This is a genomic window from Roseovarius sp. TE539, assembly GCF_003298505.1.
Classification (GTDB): Bacteria; Pseudomonadota; Alphaproteobacteria; order Rhodobacterales; family Rhodobacteraceae; genus Roseovarius.
The window spans coordinates 1-18,250 of the sequence record NZ_QNGB01000025.1 but is presented as its reverse complement, the minus strand read 5'-3'; the positions used below and the strand labels follow the sequence as shown (position 1 = coordinate 18,250).

General features: G+C 63.0%; 13 protein-coding genes and 2 pseudogenes. 12 read left to right on the top strand and 3 right to left on the bottom strand.

Annotated elements, in window-relative coordinates; genetic code table 11:
• Positions 1–126 precede the first annotated feature (126 nt).
• Positions 127–1,482, bottom strand: a complete 1,356-nt coding sequence (locus tag DQW77_RS14070; RefSeq protein WP_113258868.1) for an FAD-dependent oxidoreductase — start codon at positions 1,480–1,482, stop codon at positions 127–129.
• An 85-nt stretch (positions 1,483–1,567) separates the two neighbouring features.
• Here DQW77_RS14070 and DQW77_RS14065 point away from each other — a divergent pair, with 85 nt between their 5' ends.
• The 12 genes from DQW77_RS14065 to DQW77_RS14010 all read left to right on the top strand — a co-directional run bounded on the left by DQW77_RS14065 (position 1,568) and on the right by DQW77_RS14010 (position 17,023).
• Entirely contained in the window at positions 1,568–2,197 is a 630-nt protein-coding gene (locus tag DQW77_RS14065) for a TetR/AcrR family transcriptional regulator (RefSeq protein WP_181711278.1), read from the top strand.
• Positions 2,198–2,440: 243 nt separating this feature from the next.
• The gene (locus tag DQW77_RS14060) at positions 2,441–3,565 is read left to right on the top strand and encodes a PotD/PotF family extracellular solute-binding protein (RefSeq protein ID WP_113258866.1); all 1,125 of its coding nucleotides are present in this window, start codon (positions 2,441–2,443) and stop codon (positions 3,563–3,565) included.
• A 123-nt stretch (positions 3,566–3,688) separates the two neighbouring features.
• A complete protein-coding gene (locus DQW77_RS14055; RefSeq protein WP_113258865.1) occupies positions 3,689–4,621 on the top strand; it encodes an ABC transporter permease in 933 nt (310 codons plus the stop codon).
• A complete protein-coding gene (locus DQW77_RS14050) occupies positions 4,618–5,439 on the top strand; it encodes an ABC transporter permease (RefSeq protein WP_113258864.1) in 822 nt (273 codons plus the stop codon). Before DQW77_RS14055 ends, DQW77_RS14050 begins: the two co-directional genes overlap by 4 nt.
• The gene (locus DQW77_RS14045; RefSeq protein WP_113258863.1) at positions 5,436–6,533 is read left to right on the top strand and encodes an ABC transporter ATP-binding protein; all 1,098 of its coding nucleotides are present in this window, start codon (positions 5,436–5,438) and stop codon (positions 6,531–6,533) included. Before DQW77_RS14050 ends, DQW77_RS14045 begins: the two co-directional genes overlap by 4 nt.
• 44 nt (positions 6,534–6,577) lie before the next feature.
• Positions 6,578–7,252, top strand: a complete 675-nt coding sequence (locus DQW77_RS14040) for a TetR family transcriptional regulator C-terminal domain-containing protein (RefSeq protein WP_113258862.1) — start codon at positions 6,578–6,580, stop codon at positions 7,250–7,252.
• Complete coding sequence (locus DQW77_RS14035; protein WP_113258861.1) at positions 7,249–9,336, top strand: FAD-dependent oxidoreductase; 2,088 nt, start codon at positions 7,249–7,251, stop codon at positions 9,334–9,336. The genes DQW77_RS14040 and DQW77_RS14035 overlap by 4 nt, the downstream gene beginning before the upstream one ends.
• The gene (locus DQW77_RS14030) at positions 9,333–11,384 is read left to right on the top strand and encodes an FAD-dependent oxidoreductase (RefSeq protein ID WP_113258860.1); all 2,052 of its coding nucleotides are present in this window, start codon (positions 9,333–9,335) and stop codon (positions 11,382–11,384) included. The genes DQW77_RS14035 and DQW77_RS14030 overlap by 4 nt, the downstream gene beginning before the upstream one ends.
• A 17-nt stretch (positions 11,385–11,401) precedes the next feature.
• Positions 11,402–13,987, top strand: a complete 2,586-nt coding sequence (locus DQW77_RS14025; RefSeq protein ID WP_113258893.1) for an NAD(P)-binding protein — start codon at positions 11,402–11,404, stop codon at positions 13,985–13,987.
• A complete protein-coding gene (locus DQW77_RS14020) occupies positions 13,987–14,190 on the top strand; it encodes a hypothetical protein (protein ID WP_147094979.1) in 204 nt (67 codons plus the stop codon). The genes DQW77_RS14025 and DQW77_RS14020 overlap by 1 nt, the downstream gene beginning before the upstream one ends.
• A 12-nt stretch (positions 14,191–14,202) precedes the next feature.
• The gene (locus DQW77_RS14015; RefSeq protein ID WP_113258858.1) at positions 14,203–16,164 is read left to right on the top strand and encodes an FAD-dependent oxidoreductase; all 1,962 of its coding nucleotides are present in this window, start codon (positions 14,203–14,205) and stop codon (positions 16,162–16,164) included.
• A 142-nt stretch (positions 16,165–16,306) separates the two neighbouring features.
• A complete protein-coding gene (locus tag DQW77_RS14010) occupies positions 16,307–17,023 on the top strand; it encodes a cupin domain-containing protein (RefSeq protein ID WP_113258857.1) in 717 nt (238 codons plus the stop codon).
• Between the two features lie 327 nt (positions 17,024–17,350).
• Here DQW77_RS14010 and DQW77_RS14005 read toward each other — a convergent pair.
• Together DQW77_RS14005 and DQW77_RS18800 are read right to left on the bottom strand one after the other, a co-directional pair.
• Positions 17,351–17,980 (bottom strand): annotated as a pseudogene (locus tag DQW77_RS14005) (IS3 family transposase); the annotation flags it as partial.
• Positions 17,980–18,138 (bottom strand): annotated as a pseudogene (locus DQW77_RS18800) (transposase); the annotation flags it as partial. The pseudogenes DQW77_RS18800 and DQW77_RS14005, both read right to left, overlap by 1 nt.
• Between the last annotated feature and the right edge of the window lie 112 nt (positions 18,139–18,250).

Below are 18,250 nucleotides of genomic sequence, written 5' to 3'. Positions count from 1 at the left end.
CCGGGAATTGGAACGCACTTCGAGGCCGGCCTCTACAATGGCACGATGAGGTCGGCGCGCCGTGACGCAATCTCAGCGGGCGGAAAGGCCGGTCTGGCGGTGCGTTCCGAGGCTCTTGCTGTCTGGTCAGCCTGAAACCGCGCGTGTCACTGCGATAGCCGTTCGGGTGCCGGAAATGTCGGCGCCGCCAACCGTGGCCCAGAGGTCCGGGTGGCAGGCCTCGCCGGCGAAGAAGATCCGATCGGCCACGGGTGCGCGCAGCACCTTGCGCATGGGATGGCCACCGGGCACCGCCGAGGCGTAGCAGCCGCGGACATGCGGGTCGCTGCTCCATTCGGTGACGGCACTGCCGGTCAGGTAGCGGTCCACGTCGCTGCCGATCATGTCGCGCAACTTGCCCAGGACAAAATCCCGCGCGGCCGCGGGTCCGGCCTTTTCAAGGTCGCGTGCGAACCGCCCTCCGACGTCGCAATAGGCCAGTCCCGTACCGCTTGCATTGGTCAACGCGCCGAAAGCCTCGTCGCTTTCATCCACTTGATGAAGAACGTAACCATCTTCACCCATCCCGAAGATGTCTTCCGAGAAACGCAGGGTGATGTGGTTGTAATCGCCCATGCGAATCGCATGGAACGATGCCTGCTTGTCCTCCGGCAGGGGCGGGTCGAAAGTGATGCCCTCGGCGGCGAGCACCCCGGTCGATACCGTGATGATCACCGCCTTGGCCCTGAGTGTGCCGCGGGGTGTCTCCACTTCGACGCCGGGACCGCCCCAGCGGATACGCGTGGCAGGCGTGTCGAGGACAACCGGCAGACCCCGCGCATGATCCGTCACCAGGGTTCCATACCCGGCGGCACAATAACAGTCGACGCTGTCGGCGGAGTTCCACCAGTCAGTACAGGAAAAATCGTCCATGTCTTTGCCCATTTCCCAGGGGCCGATGCCGAAATGCGCGGTGCGTGCCCAATCTCCGTCCAGGGGTGCGACTTCGGCAGGTGAAACATCGCGGCCTCGCCGCCCCGCCTTTCCGATGGCCCCTTCCACCCTGTCCCAGATGGACCAGAGCGCCTCGGTCTCGCTTTCCGTGGCGGGGCGATCGGCGGTGTAGATATCAAAGACCTCCGGCGCCTTGTAGAAGCGGTGCGGGCTGGCCTTGGCGCGATTGAAATAGGGGTTGCGCGTCTGGTTCTGGACCCAGTGCGCGCCCCTGTCATGCGGGATGCCGAAGCTGTGGGTTTCGGTGTGGGCGCGGCCGCCCACGCGCGATGCAGACTCGATATGAGCGTAGTCGATCCCGGCCTCACGCAAACCATGGGCCGCTGCGATCCCGGCGGCCCCGGCGCCGATGATCACGACATCGGGATTGGAGGAGAAGCCGCCTTGTGCGCGGGCCGCCGCCGGAGCCAGAAGCCCGGCCCCGCAAAGGGATACGAATTCACGGCGGCCGAGCGGTGCGGTGGCGGTTATCTTGAGGCGTGACGACATCGGGCATCTCCCATATAATTACTCTACGGCGTAGAAGGCTTTTACTCTACACCGTAGAAAAAGTCAACGCGAAGGAGGTATGTACATGGCAGGACGGGGCCGCCTATCGCGGGATTGCATCGTCGAAGCAGCGATGCGGCTGTTGGACAGGGAAGGCGAGAAAGCATTCAGCATGCGCAAGCTCGCGGCTGACCTGGGGGTCGATCCCATGGCCCTTTATCACTACCACGCGAACCGAGGGGCCCTGATAAAGGATGTCCTGCAGGCATTGATGGAAACTTACGACGTACCTGCCCCGGGCCCGGACTGGCGCGAGGATCTCCGCAAACTTTGCAACGGTCTGCGCCTGCTGGCCCGCCGTCACCCCGGCGCGTTTCGCGTCTATGAACTGTACGAGGACTGGATACCGGCAGAACACCGGGTGCAAGAAGCCTTTCACGCGACCCTTCAACGGGCCGGGTTTCCGCCGCAGAAGACCGTGCGGGCGGTCCGGCTCTTGTTGACCTACACCGAAGCCTTCGCCGTGGACGAGATCACGGGCTGGCTGGAGCCCTTCGATCCGACCGACCGGGAGGCGTTTGCCCGCAGCCTGTCGGATGGTGACTTTCCTGTCATGAAAAGCCTGATTGACGAGATTGGACGCTCCGACACGGACGCTGATTTCGATTTCGGCCTTGATGTCATTCTGCGCGGGCTGGAGGCAGAGATTTCCTGATCTGCGGTCAGCGACGCCATGCCGCATTGAAAGGTTTTGTTGACTCCAAGGGGAAATCAAGCCATTCAATGAATGAATATTCAAATAGTGCGCGGCCATCCGGATGGGCTGGTCAGGGTGCTGTTCCGGATATTCCGGTGTGACAATCCGCAATCGGAGCGCACCGCAAAAGGCAGCCGCGAAGCGTTGCCGAGCGAAATTCAGCCGGTGCGAGCCGGCTTAACAACAGGGAGACGACCAATCATGGATATCCTCGATCAACTGGGATCACTCAAGGAAGGCAAGATGAGCCGGCGCGCCTTTACAAGGTCATTGCTGGGCGCGGGGGTCGGCGTGATGTCGTTGCCTCTGACATCGCGCATGGCCGGCGCCGCCTCGGAAGATCACGCCACCTATTTCACCTGGGGTGGTTACGATATCCCCGAGCTGTTCGTGCCTTACAAGGAAAAGCACGGCGACCTGCCGAACTTTTCGGTTTTCGGCGGCTCCGAGGAGGCCCTGACCAAAATGCGTGGCGGTTTCGTTGTAGATGTCTCGCATCCTTGCAACCAGGCCTTGCCACGCTGGGTGAAGACGGGTCTTTTCCAGCCGATCGACACATCACGCCTGTCCAACTGGGCGGATGTCATGCCCGATCTGGTGAACATGCCCGGCAATGACGCGGAAGGCGGCAATGTATGGCTGGCGCCCTTCGACTGGGGACAGACCTCGATCACCTATCGAACCGACCTCTACGAGCTTGAGGGCGAGGAAAGCTGGGACATGCTTTGGGACGAGCGTTACAAGGGCCGTCTGGGCAGTCTTGCCTCGGGCGGGGATGCCTGGTGGGTCGGTGCCATCAAGGCCGGCGTGGATTTCGAGAACCTGGACACACCGGAGGCATTTGACAAGATCGCGGCGGTTATGCGGAAACAGCGCCCGCTGATCCGCACCTATACTGACGACACCACGACGCTGGAACAGGCGTTGGCCTCGGGCGAAATGGTGGCCGCGATGACGTGGAACAGTTCAGCCACGCTGCTCAAGGCGGAAGACGTGCCCGTCAAGTTCGCGTCCCCCAAGGAAGGCGCCCTGACATGGGTTTGCGGTCTGATGGTCCACAAGGACGCGCCGAATCTCGATCGGGCCTATGACGTCATCGATTCCCTGCTGAGCGTGGAATCGGGCAAGTTCATGATCAACGATTATGGATACGGTCACTCCAACGCGAGATCGTTCGAACAGTTCGATGAGGAAACGCTGGTCAGTCTCGGGCTGAGCAGCAATCCCAGCGATATCCTGAATGCCGGTCACTTCCAGATCCCGCAGACCCAGGAATGGGAAACCAAGATGAATTCGACCTTCGAAGAGATCAAGGCGGGCTTCTGATCCAACACGAAACAGGCCGGCACCGTCTGCCCGGGCAGGTGCCGGCCTCGTAATGCATCCCTGCGGCCCCGGAGAAACCCCGGTGGTTCGCGTGCCCGGTTGCGACAGGTTGGATAGCCCCGAATGAGTGATCAGACACTTCCAGAGACCGAGGCGCCGGGCATCCGGCAGGCGCGGCCCGGTCGGTTGACAAGCCTTTTGCACGGCTCCGAAACACTTCGCGGGCTGAGCCTTTTGTCCCCGACATTGTTGTTCATGTCGATCATGATCCTGTTGCCCTTTGCCATCCTGCTGGTGATGAGCTTCTGGACCCCGGTTGGTTTTGAATTCGATACCACCCCGACCCTGAACAACTACCGCGAGGCAATGGAGCGGCCCATCTACGGTGCCCTGCTTGAACGATCCTTGCGGATGTCGGGCATCGCCACGGTCGCGACCGTCATCCTGTGTTACCCGATGGCCTATTACGTGGCTTTCCATGTGCATCGCAACAAGATGATGTGGATTGTGCTGATGACGCTTCCGTTCTGGACCAGCTACCTGCTGCGTGTCTTCGCGTGGAAGGTGGTGCTGGGTTACGAGGGGGTCATAAACTCGGCCCTGATATCGGTGGGAGTTATCGAAAAGCCGCTCGAATTCCTGCTTTACAGCCAGTCCGCGGTGATCATCACGCTGGCGCATGCCTGGGCCGCGTTCGCGATCCTGCCGCTTTACGTGTCACTCGAGAAGATCGACCGCTCTCTGCTCGAGGCCGCGACCGATCTTGGCGACGGTCCGGTCATGCGGTTCCTGCGGGTCACGCTTCCGCTGTCCCTGCCTGGGGTGATTTCGGCCAGCCTGCTGATCTTCATCCCCACGACGGGAGACTACATCACCCCCGCGCTTCTGGGTGGGCCGGACGGCGCGATGATCGGCAACCTGATCCAGAAACAGTTTGGCCCGATCAACGACTGGCCGATGGGCGCGACGCTCTCGATAATCCTGATGCTGGCCATCGCCTTCATCTGCGCCGTCTTCATACTTCTCACCCTGTTCGTCAGAAAGCGCATCTCATGAGCTCGGATACCTACATAAAACGCCCGAACCGACCGCTTCAGCTTTATGCCGTCATCTTCCTGATCGCGCTTTACGCGCCGGTCCTGTTCCTTCCGCTGTTCAGTTTCAACGACTCGCTTTACGTCCGGTTTCCGCTCAAGGAGTTCACGTTCAAGTGGTATGTTGAACTGTTCCAGCGCGAACCGGTCTGGAACGCGTTGATGAACAGTGTGCGGATCGGTGTGGTGGTGGCCGTGCTGTCCACCGCGATGGGTATTTTCGCGGCCAAGGCCATCACGCGCTACCGGATTCCGGGCCGCGGAACCCTTGTGGGATTCATCATGCTGCCGCTGGTGGTTCCGCTCATCATCTTCGGCGTTGCACTTCTGGTCCTGCTGAGCCAGCTGGGTGTGCCGCTTTCGCTTTATACCGTGGCGATCGGGCACATGATCATTTGCTTGCCGTTTTCGGTGGCCACGCTGATCCCGCGCTTCGAGGGGTTCGACCGGGCGATCGAGGAGGCCTCGGCAGACCTGGGAGAGAACGCATGGTGGACCTTCTGGCGGGTCACGTTCCCGATGGTCTTCCCCGGTGTGGTGGCAAGCCTGATGCTGACCTTCACGGTATCGTTCGACGAATTCATCATGGCCTTCTTCCTGAGTGGCACGCAGCCGACATTGCCGATGTATATCTGGGGGCAGCTTCGCTTCCCGCAGGAATTTCCGTCCATCCTCGCGCTGGCCTCGATGATCATCGCGATGTCGTTCGTGCTGGTCTTTCTGGGACAGTGGATCAACCGAGGCGCCCAGCCGGGCGCGGTCAAGGGGCACGACACGTGACCGAGGACGCGTTCATTTCAATCCGCAAGGTCGACAAGCATTTCGGCAAGGTGCAGGCCATCGACAGCGTTTCGATAGAGATCGGACATGGCGAGTTCTTCTCTTTGCTGGGGTCTTCGGGCTGCGGCAAGACGACCCTCTTGCGGATGCTTGCGGGGTTCGAGGCGCCGACGGGCGGAGAGATATTCATCGACGGGCAGCCCATGTCGGACGTGCCGCCGCACATGCGGCCGGTGAACATGGTCTTCCAGAACTACGCGATCTTTCCGCATCTCAACGTGCGTGACAACATCGCCTACGGGCTGCGCAAGCAGCGGCTTTCCCGAAACAGGCGTCACGATCTGGTCGAGGAGATGCTTGAGCTCATCAAGCTGCCCGGTTTCGGTGACCGAAGGGCGAATGAGCTCTCGGGTGGACAGAGGCAAAGGATCGCGCTGGCGAGGGCGCTGATCCTCCGGCCGAAAGTGCTGCTCCTGGATGAGCCGCTGGGCGCGCTCGACAAGCAATTGCGCGAACAGATGCAACTTGAATTGCGTGCATTGCAGCGGACAGTCGGCATCACTTTCGTCTTCGTCACCCACGACCAGGAAGAGGCGCTGACCCTGTCGGACAGAATCGCCGTGATGTCCCAGGGCCGTGTCCTGCAGCTTGATACGCCCTCGGGCCTATACGAGACACCGCACAATCGCGAGGTGGCATCGTTCATCGGGACGATGAATTTCTTCGACGCGAAAGTGTCCGGTGTGAACGGTGCCAGGGTCGAGGTCGAGGCGGCGGGACTCGGGCGGATCAATGCGCCAGCACGGGATCGACGCTACGTCGAGGGGGAGAGCGTGCAGATCGCCATCCGTCCGGAAAAGCTGGAATTGACTGCGGATGCTCCGCTGGACAGCGGCATTTCCGTTCAGGGATCGCTCGAGAATGCGGCCTATCTGGGCGAACGGAGCCATTTTTTCGTGAAACTGGATGGTCTTGATCAGCCTGTTGCGGTGTCCGCCCAGAACCGGGAAGGCGCCACGATCGGCACGGATGCAACCGGGCCTGTCTGGCTCAACTGGAGTGAGGCATCAGTTGTTGTGCTGACGTCGGATTGAGTTACGTCCTGCGCACCATGAATGACCAGCGAAAGTGAAAGAGAATGAGTGAGTCCAGTGAAACAGCCGGGAAGGACGTGAAGAAAACCGGCAGAACGGCCTCGAAGGAAGTCCGCCGCCGACAATTGATCGACGCGACGATCGAGTCGATCAGCAAATATGGCATCTCGGGCACCACCATGACGACAGTGACCAGCTTCGCGGGCATGTCGATCGGTATCGTGAACTTCCATTTCAAGAACAAGCAGACGTTGTTCGAGGAAACCCTGCGGTTTCTGGCCGAGGAGCATCGGGATCAGTGGCGCCGCTCGGTCCGTAACGCCGCGTTGACTCCAGAGGCCAAGCTTCTGGCCATCGTCGACGCGCATTACCACCCCAGCATCTGCAATCGAAAAAAGCTCGCGGTCTGGTTCGGTTTCTACGGCGAGGCGGGATATCGTGCCGCCTACCGCGCGATCATGTCCGAGATCGACGAGGAACGCTGGAATGTCTCGACCGTCCTTTGCCGGGAAATCGTCGCGGAAGGGGGCTATGACGGGATCGACCCCGAGCATGTCGCGGAAACGCTTGAGGGGCTTTATGACGGATTCTGCCTCAATATCCTGATCTATCCCGGCGAATTCTCCCGCGAGGACGCCAAGGCGCGGATCCGGGATTATCTTCACACTGTATTCCCGCAACATGTCGCACCGGCACCGGTGCCCGGAAAAGGGGGATGAAAGCCGTGTCCCGTGACCCGCGTTACGACATTCTTTTCGAGCCGGTCAGGCTTGGCCCCGTGACGGCTCCGAACAGGTTTTACCAAGTTCCGCACTGCAACGGCATGGGGCATCAATATCCGTCCAGCATGGCCGAGATGCGCAGCGTCAAGGCCGAGGGCGGCTGGGGTGTCGTCAACACCGAGGAGGTGGAGATCCACCATACATCCGAACTGAGCGGCGTCATTGAAAGCCGTTTGTGGGATGACAGCGACATTCCGGTCCTCGCCCGCATGGTCGAGCGGGTTCATGAACACGGTGCTCTGGCAGGGATCGAACCCGCACATCTCGGCATGGGCGCGGCCAACAACTACAGCCGCGAGATTCCGATGGGCCCCACGGCGCGGCCCATTGATCTTCTTGAGCCTGTTCAGTCCCGCGCGATGGACAAGGCCGATATCCGCGCCTTCCGCGAGATGCATGTGAACGCCGCCTTGCGGTCCAGAAGGGCAGGGTTCGACATCGTCTATGTCTATGCCGGGCATGACATGACCACACTCATGCATTTCCTTTCGCCCACCCGCAATGACCGGACGGACGAATATGGCGGATCCCTGGAAAATCGCGTCCGCCTGATGCGCGAGGTTCTGGAGGATACCAAGGAGGCCATAGGCGACACCTGCGCCGTGGCGGTGCGACTGGCGGTGGACGAGATGCAGGGCGCGGAGGGTATTTCCGCCGATGAGGAGGGGCGTGCCATCGTCGAGATCCTGGCCGACCTGCCCGACCTGTGGGATGTGAACGTGAGTGGTTGGGAAAACGACAGCGCCACCTCGCGCTTTTCCCAAGAGGGGTATCAGACCGACTACATCTCGTGGGTCAAGGACGTGACCTCCAAGCCGGTGGTCGGGGTCGGGCGTTTTACCTCTCCGGATACGATGGTGTCGCTGGTCCGCAACGGTGTGCTGGACTTTGTCGGTGCGGCGCGACCGTCCATCGCTGATCCGTTCCTGCCCCGCAAGATTGAAGAGGGCCGGCCCGAAGACATCCGCGAATGCATCGGCTGCAATATCTGTGTGACAGCGGATTTCCTTGTTCACCCGATGCGTTGCACACAGAACCCGACCATGGGCGAGGAATGGCGCAAGGGTTGGCACCCCGAACGTATCGCGCCGAAGTCTGCGGATGAGAGCGTGCTGATCGTGGGGGCCGGGCCGGCCGGGCTGGAGGCCGCGCGTGCCCTGGGTCAGAGGGGCTATGACGTGACGCTGGCCGAAGCCGGGCGCGCGGTCGGTGGGCGCGTCGCCGTGGAAAGCCGCCTGCCTGGCCTTTCGGCCTGGAAACGGGTGGCCGATTACCGTGAATACCAGATCAGCCAGATGGCCAACGTGGCCCTCTATCTGGAAAGTCCGCTGAGCGCCGACGAGGTGCTGGATTTCGGGGCTGATCACGTGGCCTTTGCCACCGGGTCGGTCTGGGCCGGCTCCGGGGTCGGTCGAACCAACCGCCTGCCCATAACCGCCGATGACGGCGCGCGGATCATGACACCCGATGACATCTGCGGCGGAAAGGTTCCGCAAGGGCCGGTTGTCGTTTTCGATGACGATTATTACTACATGGCCGGCCTGATGGCCGAAAAGCTGCGGGACGACGGCCATGACGTGACCTACGTGACGCCCGCCGCCGACGTTTCGCACTGGACCCACAACACCATGGAACAGGAGCGGATCCAGACCCGCCTGATGGAGATGGGGGTTCGGATCGTGCCGCTTCACAATCTTGCCAGGCTGGGCGCGGACAGTGCCGATCTTTCGTGCGTCTACACCGATCGGGTGCAGACGGTGCCCTGCGGCACGGCCGTCCTGGTGACGATGCGCGCGGCGACGGACAGCCTGTTTCACGAGGTTGCCGCGCTGAGCGACGACAGGCCGGACGCCAAACCCGCAACGCTTCTGCGGATCGGAGACTGCCTTGCACCGGGTACCATCGCGGCGGCGGTATATGGCGGGCACCGTTTCGCGCGCGAGCTGGGAGAGCCCGCGACCGACGGCGTTCCGTTTCGCCGTGAGCTTCCGGCCCTTGCGCAGGATCGGAGATCAGGATGACCCGCGACACCAGATACGATTGCCTGTTCGAGCCGGTGCAGATCGGTCCTGTCACCGCGCGCAACCGTTTCTACCAGGTGCCGCATTGCAACGGCATGGGCCGTGTCTACCCCAGCACCATGGCCGAGATGCGGCGCACCAAGGCCGAAGGTGGTTGGGCCGTGATCTGCACCGAGGAGGTTGAAATCCATTCATCTTCGGAACACGCGCCATGGTCGGGCGGGCGGCTCTGGGATGACAGGGATATGCCGGTTCTGGCGCGCATGTGTGACGGCATCCACGAATTCGGCAGCCTTGCCGGGGTCGAGCTTAACCATGCCGGTTTGATGGCCGCCAACCGCTACAGCCGGGACGTGCCGATGGCGCCGTCTCACTGCCCTGTCGCCCTGCCGGATCCGGTGCAGGCGCGGGCGATGGACAAGTCGGATATTCGCGATCTGCGCCGCTGGCACAGGGAGGCCGCGCTCAGGGCGCGCCGCACTGGGTTCGACATTGTCTATGTCTATGCCGGACATCAGCTTTCAACGATCTCGCATTTCCTGTCGCGTCGGCACAACCACCGCAGTGACGAATATGGTGGGTCCCTTGAAAACCGCGCGCGCCTTCTGTGCGAAGTGCTGGAGGACACAAGAGAAGCTGTCGGCGAACGGTGCGCGGTGGCCCTGCGTTTCGCCGTCGAAGAGTTGCTGGGCTCCGGTGGCATGACCAGCGAGGGAGAGGGGCGCGATCTTGTCGAGATGCTGGCCGAGCTTCCGGACCTGTGGGATGTCAACCTGAGCGGGTGGGAGAACGACAGCGCCACGTCACGCTTCAAGCCGCAAGGGTTCCAGGATGATTATGTCGCCTTCGTCAAGACGGTGACGAGCAAGCCTGTGGTGGGCGTGGGACGCTACACTTCGCCCGACGCGATGGTTTCACTGGTCAAGGGCGGCAAACTGGATTTCATCGGTGCGGCACGCCCGTCGATCGCCGATCCGTTCCTGCCCGCGAAAATCGAGGAAGGGCGCATCGATGAAATTCGCGAATGCATCGGCTGCAACATATGCGTGTCCGGAGACAATGACAGTGTTCCGATCCGCTGCACGCAGAATCCGACCATGGGCGAGGAATGGCGCCGCGGCTGGCACCCCGAGCGGATCGCGCCGCGGACGGCAAACGAAAGTTTCCTGATCGTAGGTGCCGGGCCGGCCGGGCTGGAATGTGCGCTTGCGCTTGGTCAGAGGGGCTACGCAGTGACGCTGGCCGAGGCCGGATCCGAACCCGGCGGAAGGGTGGCGCGGGAGCGTCGGCTTCCGGGACTGTCGGAATGGGGCCGGGTGGCCGACTACCGTGAATACCGGATTGGCCAGATGGTCAATGTGGATTTCTACCTCGAAAGCCGGATGGACGCGCGGTCCATCGCGGAGTTCGGCGCCGATCACGTGGTCCTGGCAACCGGCGCACGCTGGAGCGCCGATGGAAAGGGCCGTGAGAATCCCGCCGGCATGGAGATCGCGGCGGATGCCAGGGTTCTGACCCCGGACGACATCATGGATGGGACGCCCCCGCCCGGGGGGCAGCTGATCGTTTTCGATGACGATCACTATTACATGGGCGCCGTGATTGCCGAGAAGTTGCGCCGCTGTGGCGCCGACGTGACCTATGTCACCCCGGCCACAGAAGTTTCGTCATGGACGCACAACACACTTGAACAGCACGCCATCCAGAAGCGCCTGTTGGATCTGGGCGTGCGGATCAGGACCGCACGCAACATCGCCGCGCTGCGCACCGGAGCGGCGGATCTGGAATGCATCTATACCGGGCAGGTTGAAACGCTGAGCTGCGGGGCCGCCGTGCTTGTGACGATGCGGCGGCCCGTCGACGACCTTTATGCGGACCTTTCGGGTGACGGCCCCGGATCTCTGACCCGGATCGGCGATTGCCTCGCGCCCGGGACGATCGCCGCGGCTGTCTATGGTGGCCATCGGTTTGCCCGCGAGGTGGGTGCCCCCGTTGACGGCAATGTACCCTTCCGGCGCGAATGCATGGCACTGGCCGGGACAATGTGAGCGCACAGGAGACGCAGATGACACGCGACCCGCGATATGACGTACTTTTCGAGCCGGTGAAGATCGGGCCCGTGACAGCCAAGAACCGGTTTTATCAGGTTCCGCATTGTACCGGGATGGGTTACATGCGCCCGCGGATGCTGTCGGAGATGCGCGGCATCAAGGCCGAGGGCGGCTGGGGCGTTGTCTGCACCGAGTACAACTCCATCCACCCCACGTCCGACGATCTGCCGCATCCGTCGGCGTCGCTGTGGGATCAGGGTGACATCCGCGCCCATGCGCTGATGACCGAGAAGGTGCATGAGCACGGGGCGCTGGCCGGTGCGGAACTGTGGTATGGCGGGGCGCGGTCGGCCAACCTTCTGACGCGCGAGGTGTCGATGGACGTGACGTCGATGCCCAATCTGGCCGGACACCCGTATCAGACCCGCTCGATGGACAAGGCCGACATTCGGAACCTGCGCCGATGGCACCGCAAGGCGGCACTCCGGGCCCGCGATGCGGGCTTCGACATTGTCTACGTTTACGCCACGCACACCTATCTGTTGTCCAATTTCCTCGATCCCAGGGCCAATACTCGCAGTGATGAGTATGGCGGATCGTTGGAGAACCGCACCCGGCTGGTGCGCGAACTGATCGAGGACACCAAGGAAGCGGTTGGCGACAGGTGCGCGGTCGCGGTGCGTTTCTCCGCAGACGAGGAGATCGGTGCCGATGGCGTGCCGATCCACGGCGAGCGGCGTGACATGCTCGCGTCGATGGGCGATCTTCCGGACCTCTGGGATATCAATATCGCCAATTATTTTGTCGAGATGGGCGTTTCGCGCTTCACCAAGGAAGCGGCGCTCGAGCCCTACATGGAGTTCGTCAAGCAGGTCACCAGCAAGCCCGTGGTCACGGTGGGACGCTTCACCTCGCCTGACACGATGGTCGGCCAGATCCGGCGCGGGATCACCGATTTCATAGGCGGCGCGCGCCCTTCGATCGCTGACCCCTTCCTGCCGGCCAAGATCGAAACCGGAGAGCTGGGGGCAATCCGTGAATGCATCGGCTGCAACGTCTGCTACTCCGGCGACTCGACTGGTGTCCCGATCCGTTGCACCCAGAATCCCACGATGGGCGAGGAATGGCGCAAGGGCTGGCACCCCGAAAAGATCCCGCCGCGGGGGTCCGACGCGACGGTGCTCGTGGTTGGCGCCGGTCCCGCCGGTCTGGAGGCGGCACGGGCGCTTGGCGCGCGGGGCTACAAGGTGATGCTGGCCGAGGCAAGACGCGACATCGGCGGGCGCGTCACGCGCGAAAGCAGGCTGCCGGGGATGAGCGAATATGCCCGCGTGCGTGATTACCGTGCACAACAGATGCTGGAGATGCCGAATGTCGAGGTGTTTCTCGAAAGCCGCCTTTCCGCCGAGGACGTTATCGCGGTAGGGGCGGATCACGTGGCCATCGCCACCGGTGCGACGTGGCGTTCCGACCGTTTCGATGGTCTTGCCTATGTTCCGGTCGTTCCGGACGATGCGGAGACACCGGAAATCCTGACACCGGATGACATCATGGACGGCCGGGTGCCGTCCGGTCCGGTGCTCGTCTATGATGAGGACGGGTATTACATGGGGGGCGTCATCGCCGAGAAGCTGCACGACGAAGGGCGCGAGGTGACGCTTTGCACCCCCTCCGACGTGGTGTCCGAATGGGCCGGGAAGACAAGCGAACGCTGGCGCGTGCGCAGCCACCTGGTGGAACTGGGCATCGGGATTGAACTCTCCCATTGCCTGCGCTGTTTTGACGGCAGCAAGGCGACGCTGGCTTGCACCTACAGCGGTGCGGAGAAGGCGATCGCCGTTGGCTCGGTCGTGATGGTGACACAGCGGTGCCCGGAAGACGGGCTTTATCAGGATATCCTGGCAAAGGCGGGTGGGGCGGCCGAAAATCTTCCATTCACACTGACGCGGATCGGAGATTGCGAGGCGCCGGCGATCGTGGCCGCGGCGGTTCATGCCGGGCACCGCTACGCAAGGGAAATGGATGAACCTGTGGAAATCGACGAGCCTCTTCGCCATGACCGGGTGGATGTGGGCGATACGCGGGATGGCGCGCATCTTGCCGGGACCTCTTCAACAGCCCCGGCGGAGGTGGCCGACCCGGGGTATCTGGAAACTCTGTTGCGTTACTATGAGGAAGAGATCGAGGGCGAGGCATATTTCAATGCGCTGGCCGATCGGCTCAGGTCACCGGAGCAGCGTGCGAAGATGCGCCTCATGGCGAAGGTCGAGACGCATGCCGCTGCCGCCGTCCTGCCACTCCTGCGCAAATACGGCCTGTGCCCGCGCCCGAGCGCGGACCTGCATCGCACCGGACGGGCGCAGGCCGCTCACGGCCCGGCCGAGTGGCACGGGTTGATTGCGGAGATGCGACGAACGTTTCCCGATTATATCGACGATTTCGAAAAGCTCGAGTCCATGGCACCGCGGGCCGATCTGCCGGTGTTGAAGGTTCTGACCGCACATGAAGTGGCCGCGATCGCCTTTCTCGAACGCGAAGTGGCCGCCGATCCGAAAAGCACCGCGCCGATGCGGCATTATCTGGCGACGGGAACGGCATGATGTCGAAAGCGTTCCTTGCCGGGCTGGTGATCGTCGCCGTTGGCGCGGGTGTTGCGGTGTTCCGGCCGGACACCACGACGGCCCCGGTCACCGCCGACCGGCCCGCGCTCGCCTGCGACACCTGCACTGCCCGCCACCTGGATAAGCAGCGCCTGCGCCGGGAACTTGAAAAACTGGCTGACAGCCGGAAAAACGATCCGTGACCGACTGATGCCATGACCCAGGGGCTTGCCACTCTTTTCTCGCCGCTCACCATTCGCGGGCATATTCTCAAGAACCGCATCCTGTCCACAGGGCACATGACGGTAATGCTTCGCGACGGCTTGCCGACGGATGACATGGTCGCCTATCACGAGGCCCGGGCAAGGGGCGGGGCTGCCCTGATCATCATCGAGGCCGCCCGCGCCCATCCTTCGGGACAGGCGGCGCGGCCCGCGATCCGCGCCCATGACGATGCCTGCATCCCCGCATACGGCCGAATAGCGCGGGCCTGTCACGCGCATGGCTGCAAGGTCTTTGCGCAACTGTCGCATCCGGGGCGGGAGATGGCCGTCGCCGCGGATGGCACGCAGGCCGTGGCCGTGGCCCCTTCGGCCATTCCCAACGAGCGGTTTCATGTCATGCCCCGCGCCCTGTCCGCCGGTGTGATCGAGGAAATCGTCACCGGGTTCGGTGAGGCCGCCGGGCGTTGCCGTGCTGCCGGACTTGACGGGATCGAGGTCGTGGCCTCGCACGGGTATCTGGCGGGACAGTTCATGAACCCGCGCACCAACCTGCGGACGGACCGCTACGGCGGCGGTTTTCACAACCGATTGCGGTTCATCCGCGAAGTGCTGGATGCGGTGCGCGCCGGGGCTGGTGATGACATGGTCGTGGGCCTCCGCTTGTCCGGTGATGAAAGGGACCACGACGGCCTGGAGCAGGGCGACATGCTGGATATCGCCGAAGCCTTGGCGGCAGACGGCGTGCTGGATTACCTCAATGTGACCGCCGGCACCTCGGCGGGGTTGGCCGGGTCGACGCATATCGTGCCGCCGATGGCCTTCGATACGGCCTATACCGCGCCGCTTTCACAGGCCATCCGGGCGCGCGTATCCGTGCCCGTCTTTGTTGCCGCCCGCATCAACCAGCCGCAGATCGCCGAACAGGTGCTGGCGGCCGGGCAGGCGGACATGTGCGGGATGACCCGCGCGCTGATCTCGGACCCCGACATGCCCGAGAAGGCCCGTGAGGGGCGGCTGGATGATATTCGTGCCTGCGTCGCCTGCAATCAGGCCTGTATCGGGCATATGCTGAACGGGTATCCGATCTCGTGCATCCAGCGCCCCGAAACCGGCCGGGAACGCAGGTACGGCACTCTCACGTCGGCGGCGGCGCCACGCCGGGTGATGGTGGTCGGCGCCGGGCCGGGCGGGCTGAAGGCCGCTGCCATTGCCGCGGCGCGCGGGCATGACGTGACGCTCCACGAAGCCGCGGCGACGCCCGGCGGGCAGGTTACGCTGGCGCAGATGCTGCCCGGGCGGGCCGAGTTCGGAGGGGTCACGACAAACCTTCTTCGCGAGGCCGGGAACGCGGGTGTCACCATGCACTTCAACAGCCCGGTTGATGCGGAACGGGTCGCGTGCGACGCCCCTGACGCGGTGATACTGGCAACCGGCGCCACGCCCCGTCGCCCCGCTATCGAGGGCTCCGACGAGGCCCACCTGGTAGATGCCTGGGAGGTTTTGAAGGGGGCTGTGAATGTCGGCCCGCGCGTGGCGATCGCCGACTGGCGCGCGGACTGGATCGGGCTGGGGTTGGCCGAACGTCTTGCGCGGGACGGCTGTCATGTCAGGCTGGCCGTGAACGCGATGACGGCGGGCCATTCCATTCCCCAGTACACGCGCGACAAATGGCTGGGGGATCTGCATCGTCTCGGGGTCGAGATCATTCCCTATCTGCGGCTCTACGGGGCGGATGCCGATGATGCCTATTTTCAGCATGTCCTGAGCGGCGAGCCGGTGGTTCTTGAAGGTGTCGATACGGTTGTTGCAGCCCTTGGCCACGCTCCGGAAACCGGGCTGTGCGACGCCCTGAAGGATTGGCCGGGCCACCTTCACATGATTGGCGATTGCGTTTCCCCGCGCAGCGTCGAGGAGGCGGTACTTGAGGGGCTGACGGTGGGGGCGCAGCTATGATCCGGAGTCGACCGCCTCCGGACACGGAGCCCGGGAAGGAACGTGGTGAAATTCCGCGCCGCCTGCGAGCCGCGCGTTGCCGGGCCGCGAACAGGGTACCGACAGACATGCCGCTTCACGCTGACCGGAAAGGACCAGGACAATGACAAAGGCAGCAACCATACTTAGATTCGAAGAAAAAGGCCCCGAAGATACCGGGCTGACCGAATGGGAGACGATTGACCCCGCGGGCCTTGAATCCGGCACACCGGTGCAACGCGGACATATCTATCACGAGGACGCGGCGCACGGCTATCTGTCAGGGGTCTGGGATTGCACCGCCCAGACCGAAAGGATGGCGCCCTACCCGGTGGACGAGTTCATGTTTCTGCTCGAAGGGTCGCTGGTGATGGGGCTGCCCGATGGTACCGATGTCGAAGTGGAGCAGGGGCAGGCCTTCATCATTCCCAAGGGGTTCGAATGCCAGTGGAAGCAGGCGGGTTATCTGCGCAAGTTATTCATGATTCTCGATGCAACTGTGCCGGAGGCGGGAGATAACCCTGCGCTGCACCGGATCACTGTGCCCGACCTGTCGGGCAGCCCGGGCGGCGGGGTCGTGACCGACCGTGTGGATTTCATCAATGCCGCGGGGTCGATGCAGGCCGGCTTGCGGTTGTGCGCGGACATGAAGATCCCGGCGATGCCGGTGCGTGCCAACCTGCTGCTCCATGTGCTGTCCGGCTGTCTGACACTGACGTCGCCGGCCGGGGACGAAACCTTCACGAGTGGCCAGACGGCCTATGTCCTGCAGGGCGGAACGGTGGATTGGCAGACCGAGGGTGAAACGCGGATCCTGTGGTCAAGCTACGCACAGGTATAGTGTTCCACACCGGCCACAAGATGCCCGTAAGAACGCGGGCATGAGGCCAGGAGACACGTTTCCCGCGCGAAAATGTCAGATGGTGGCAGTCAGCCCGGGGCGGACACGGCCCCTTGCGGACCGGCTGGTCAGGGCGGAGCTTCGCGCTTGGTAGGTCGAGTGACCGAAGCGCGGATGGAGCGCACATTTTCCCTGCGCGGACTCCAGGCGAAGCCGCCGCGCATCACCGGGCCGCCCCCCGGCGCGGCGTTATGGCCGGGCCAGGCGCAAAGACCTCATATCGTCCGGATTGGCCGGGATTGATCTTGCCCCCATTTCACCGGACACTCAGGCGGTTGCGTTTTGAGCTGCGATGAACTCGCGGGGCGAGCGCCATTTCAGCCCTGAGTGCGGATGGTTCTCGTTATAATCTTCGAACCAGCCATCAATCAATCCGAGCGCGGTTTCCGCATCCGGCAACGGCGTCACGCGTACGTAGTCGCGCTTGAGCGTGTTCACGAAGGCTTCGGACAGGCCATTGCTCTGCGGGCTCTTCACCGGCGTAAAGCAGGAGCGCAGGCCGAGTTGCCGGGCGAAGATGCGCGTATCCTTCGCCGTGTAGGGTGCGCCGTTGTCGGTGAGCACCTCGACAGCGTGTGGCGCCTGGCAATCACCGAAGCGCCTCTCCACCGCCTCCAGCATCGTGTCGCGGATGTCCGATCCGCTGATGCCGGCATTCACCACCACGCGCCAGGCGATGACCTCGCGATCATGCGCATCGATGATGAAGGCGCCGCGCACCACGGCACCGTTCCAGCAGGTGAACTCGAAGCCGTCGGAACACCAGCGGAGGTTCGACCGCATGACGACCACCTTGCCGTCATGGGTCTGCTCCGGACGCTCCGTGTATTTGCGTGCCAGCAGCAGGTTGTGCGCCTTCATGATCCGGTAAACCCTCTTGTGATTGACCGGCGCCAGGTGACCGCTTTTTCGTATTTCGCCCCGTATTTTTCGGAGAAAGTTTCCATGGCGGTTTCCGCCGCGGCGCGGGTTTCCGCCTGCCAGATCTCACGCAGATCGGCCTTCACCGTCGGCTGCATCGATTTCGGGAACTTGTTCAGGACGTTGGCGATCTTGTTCGACGGGGCTCCGCCCGTTCAGGGCTGGATTGGTCCACCGGACCAATCCCGAGACGCCCTTCACCCCAACACCGTTGATGGCGCGTGCCCGGGAAGACCTCGTCGAGCG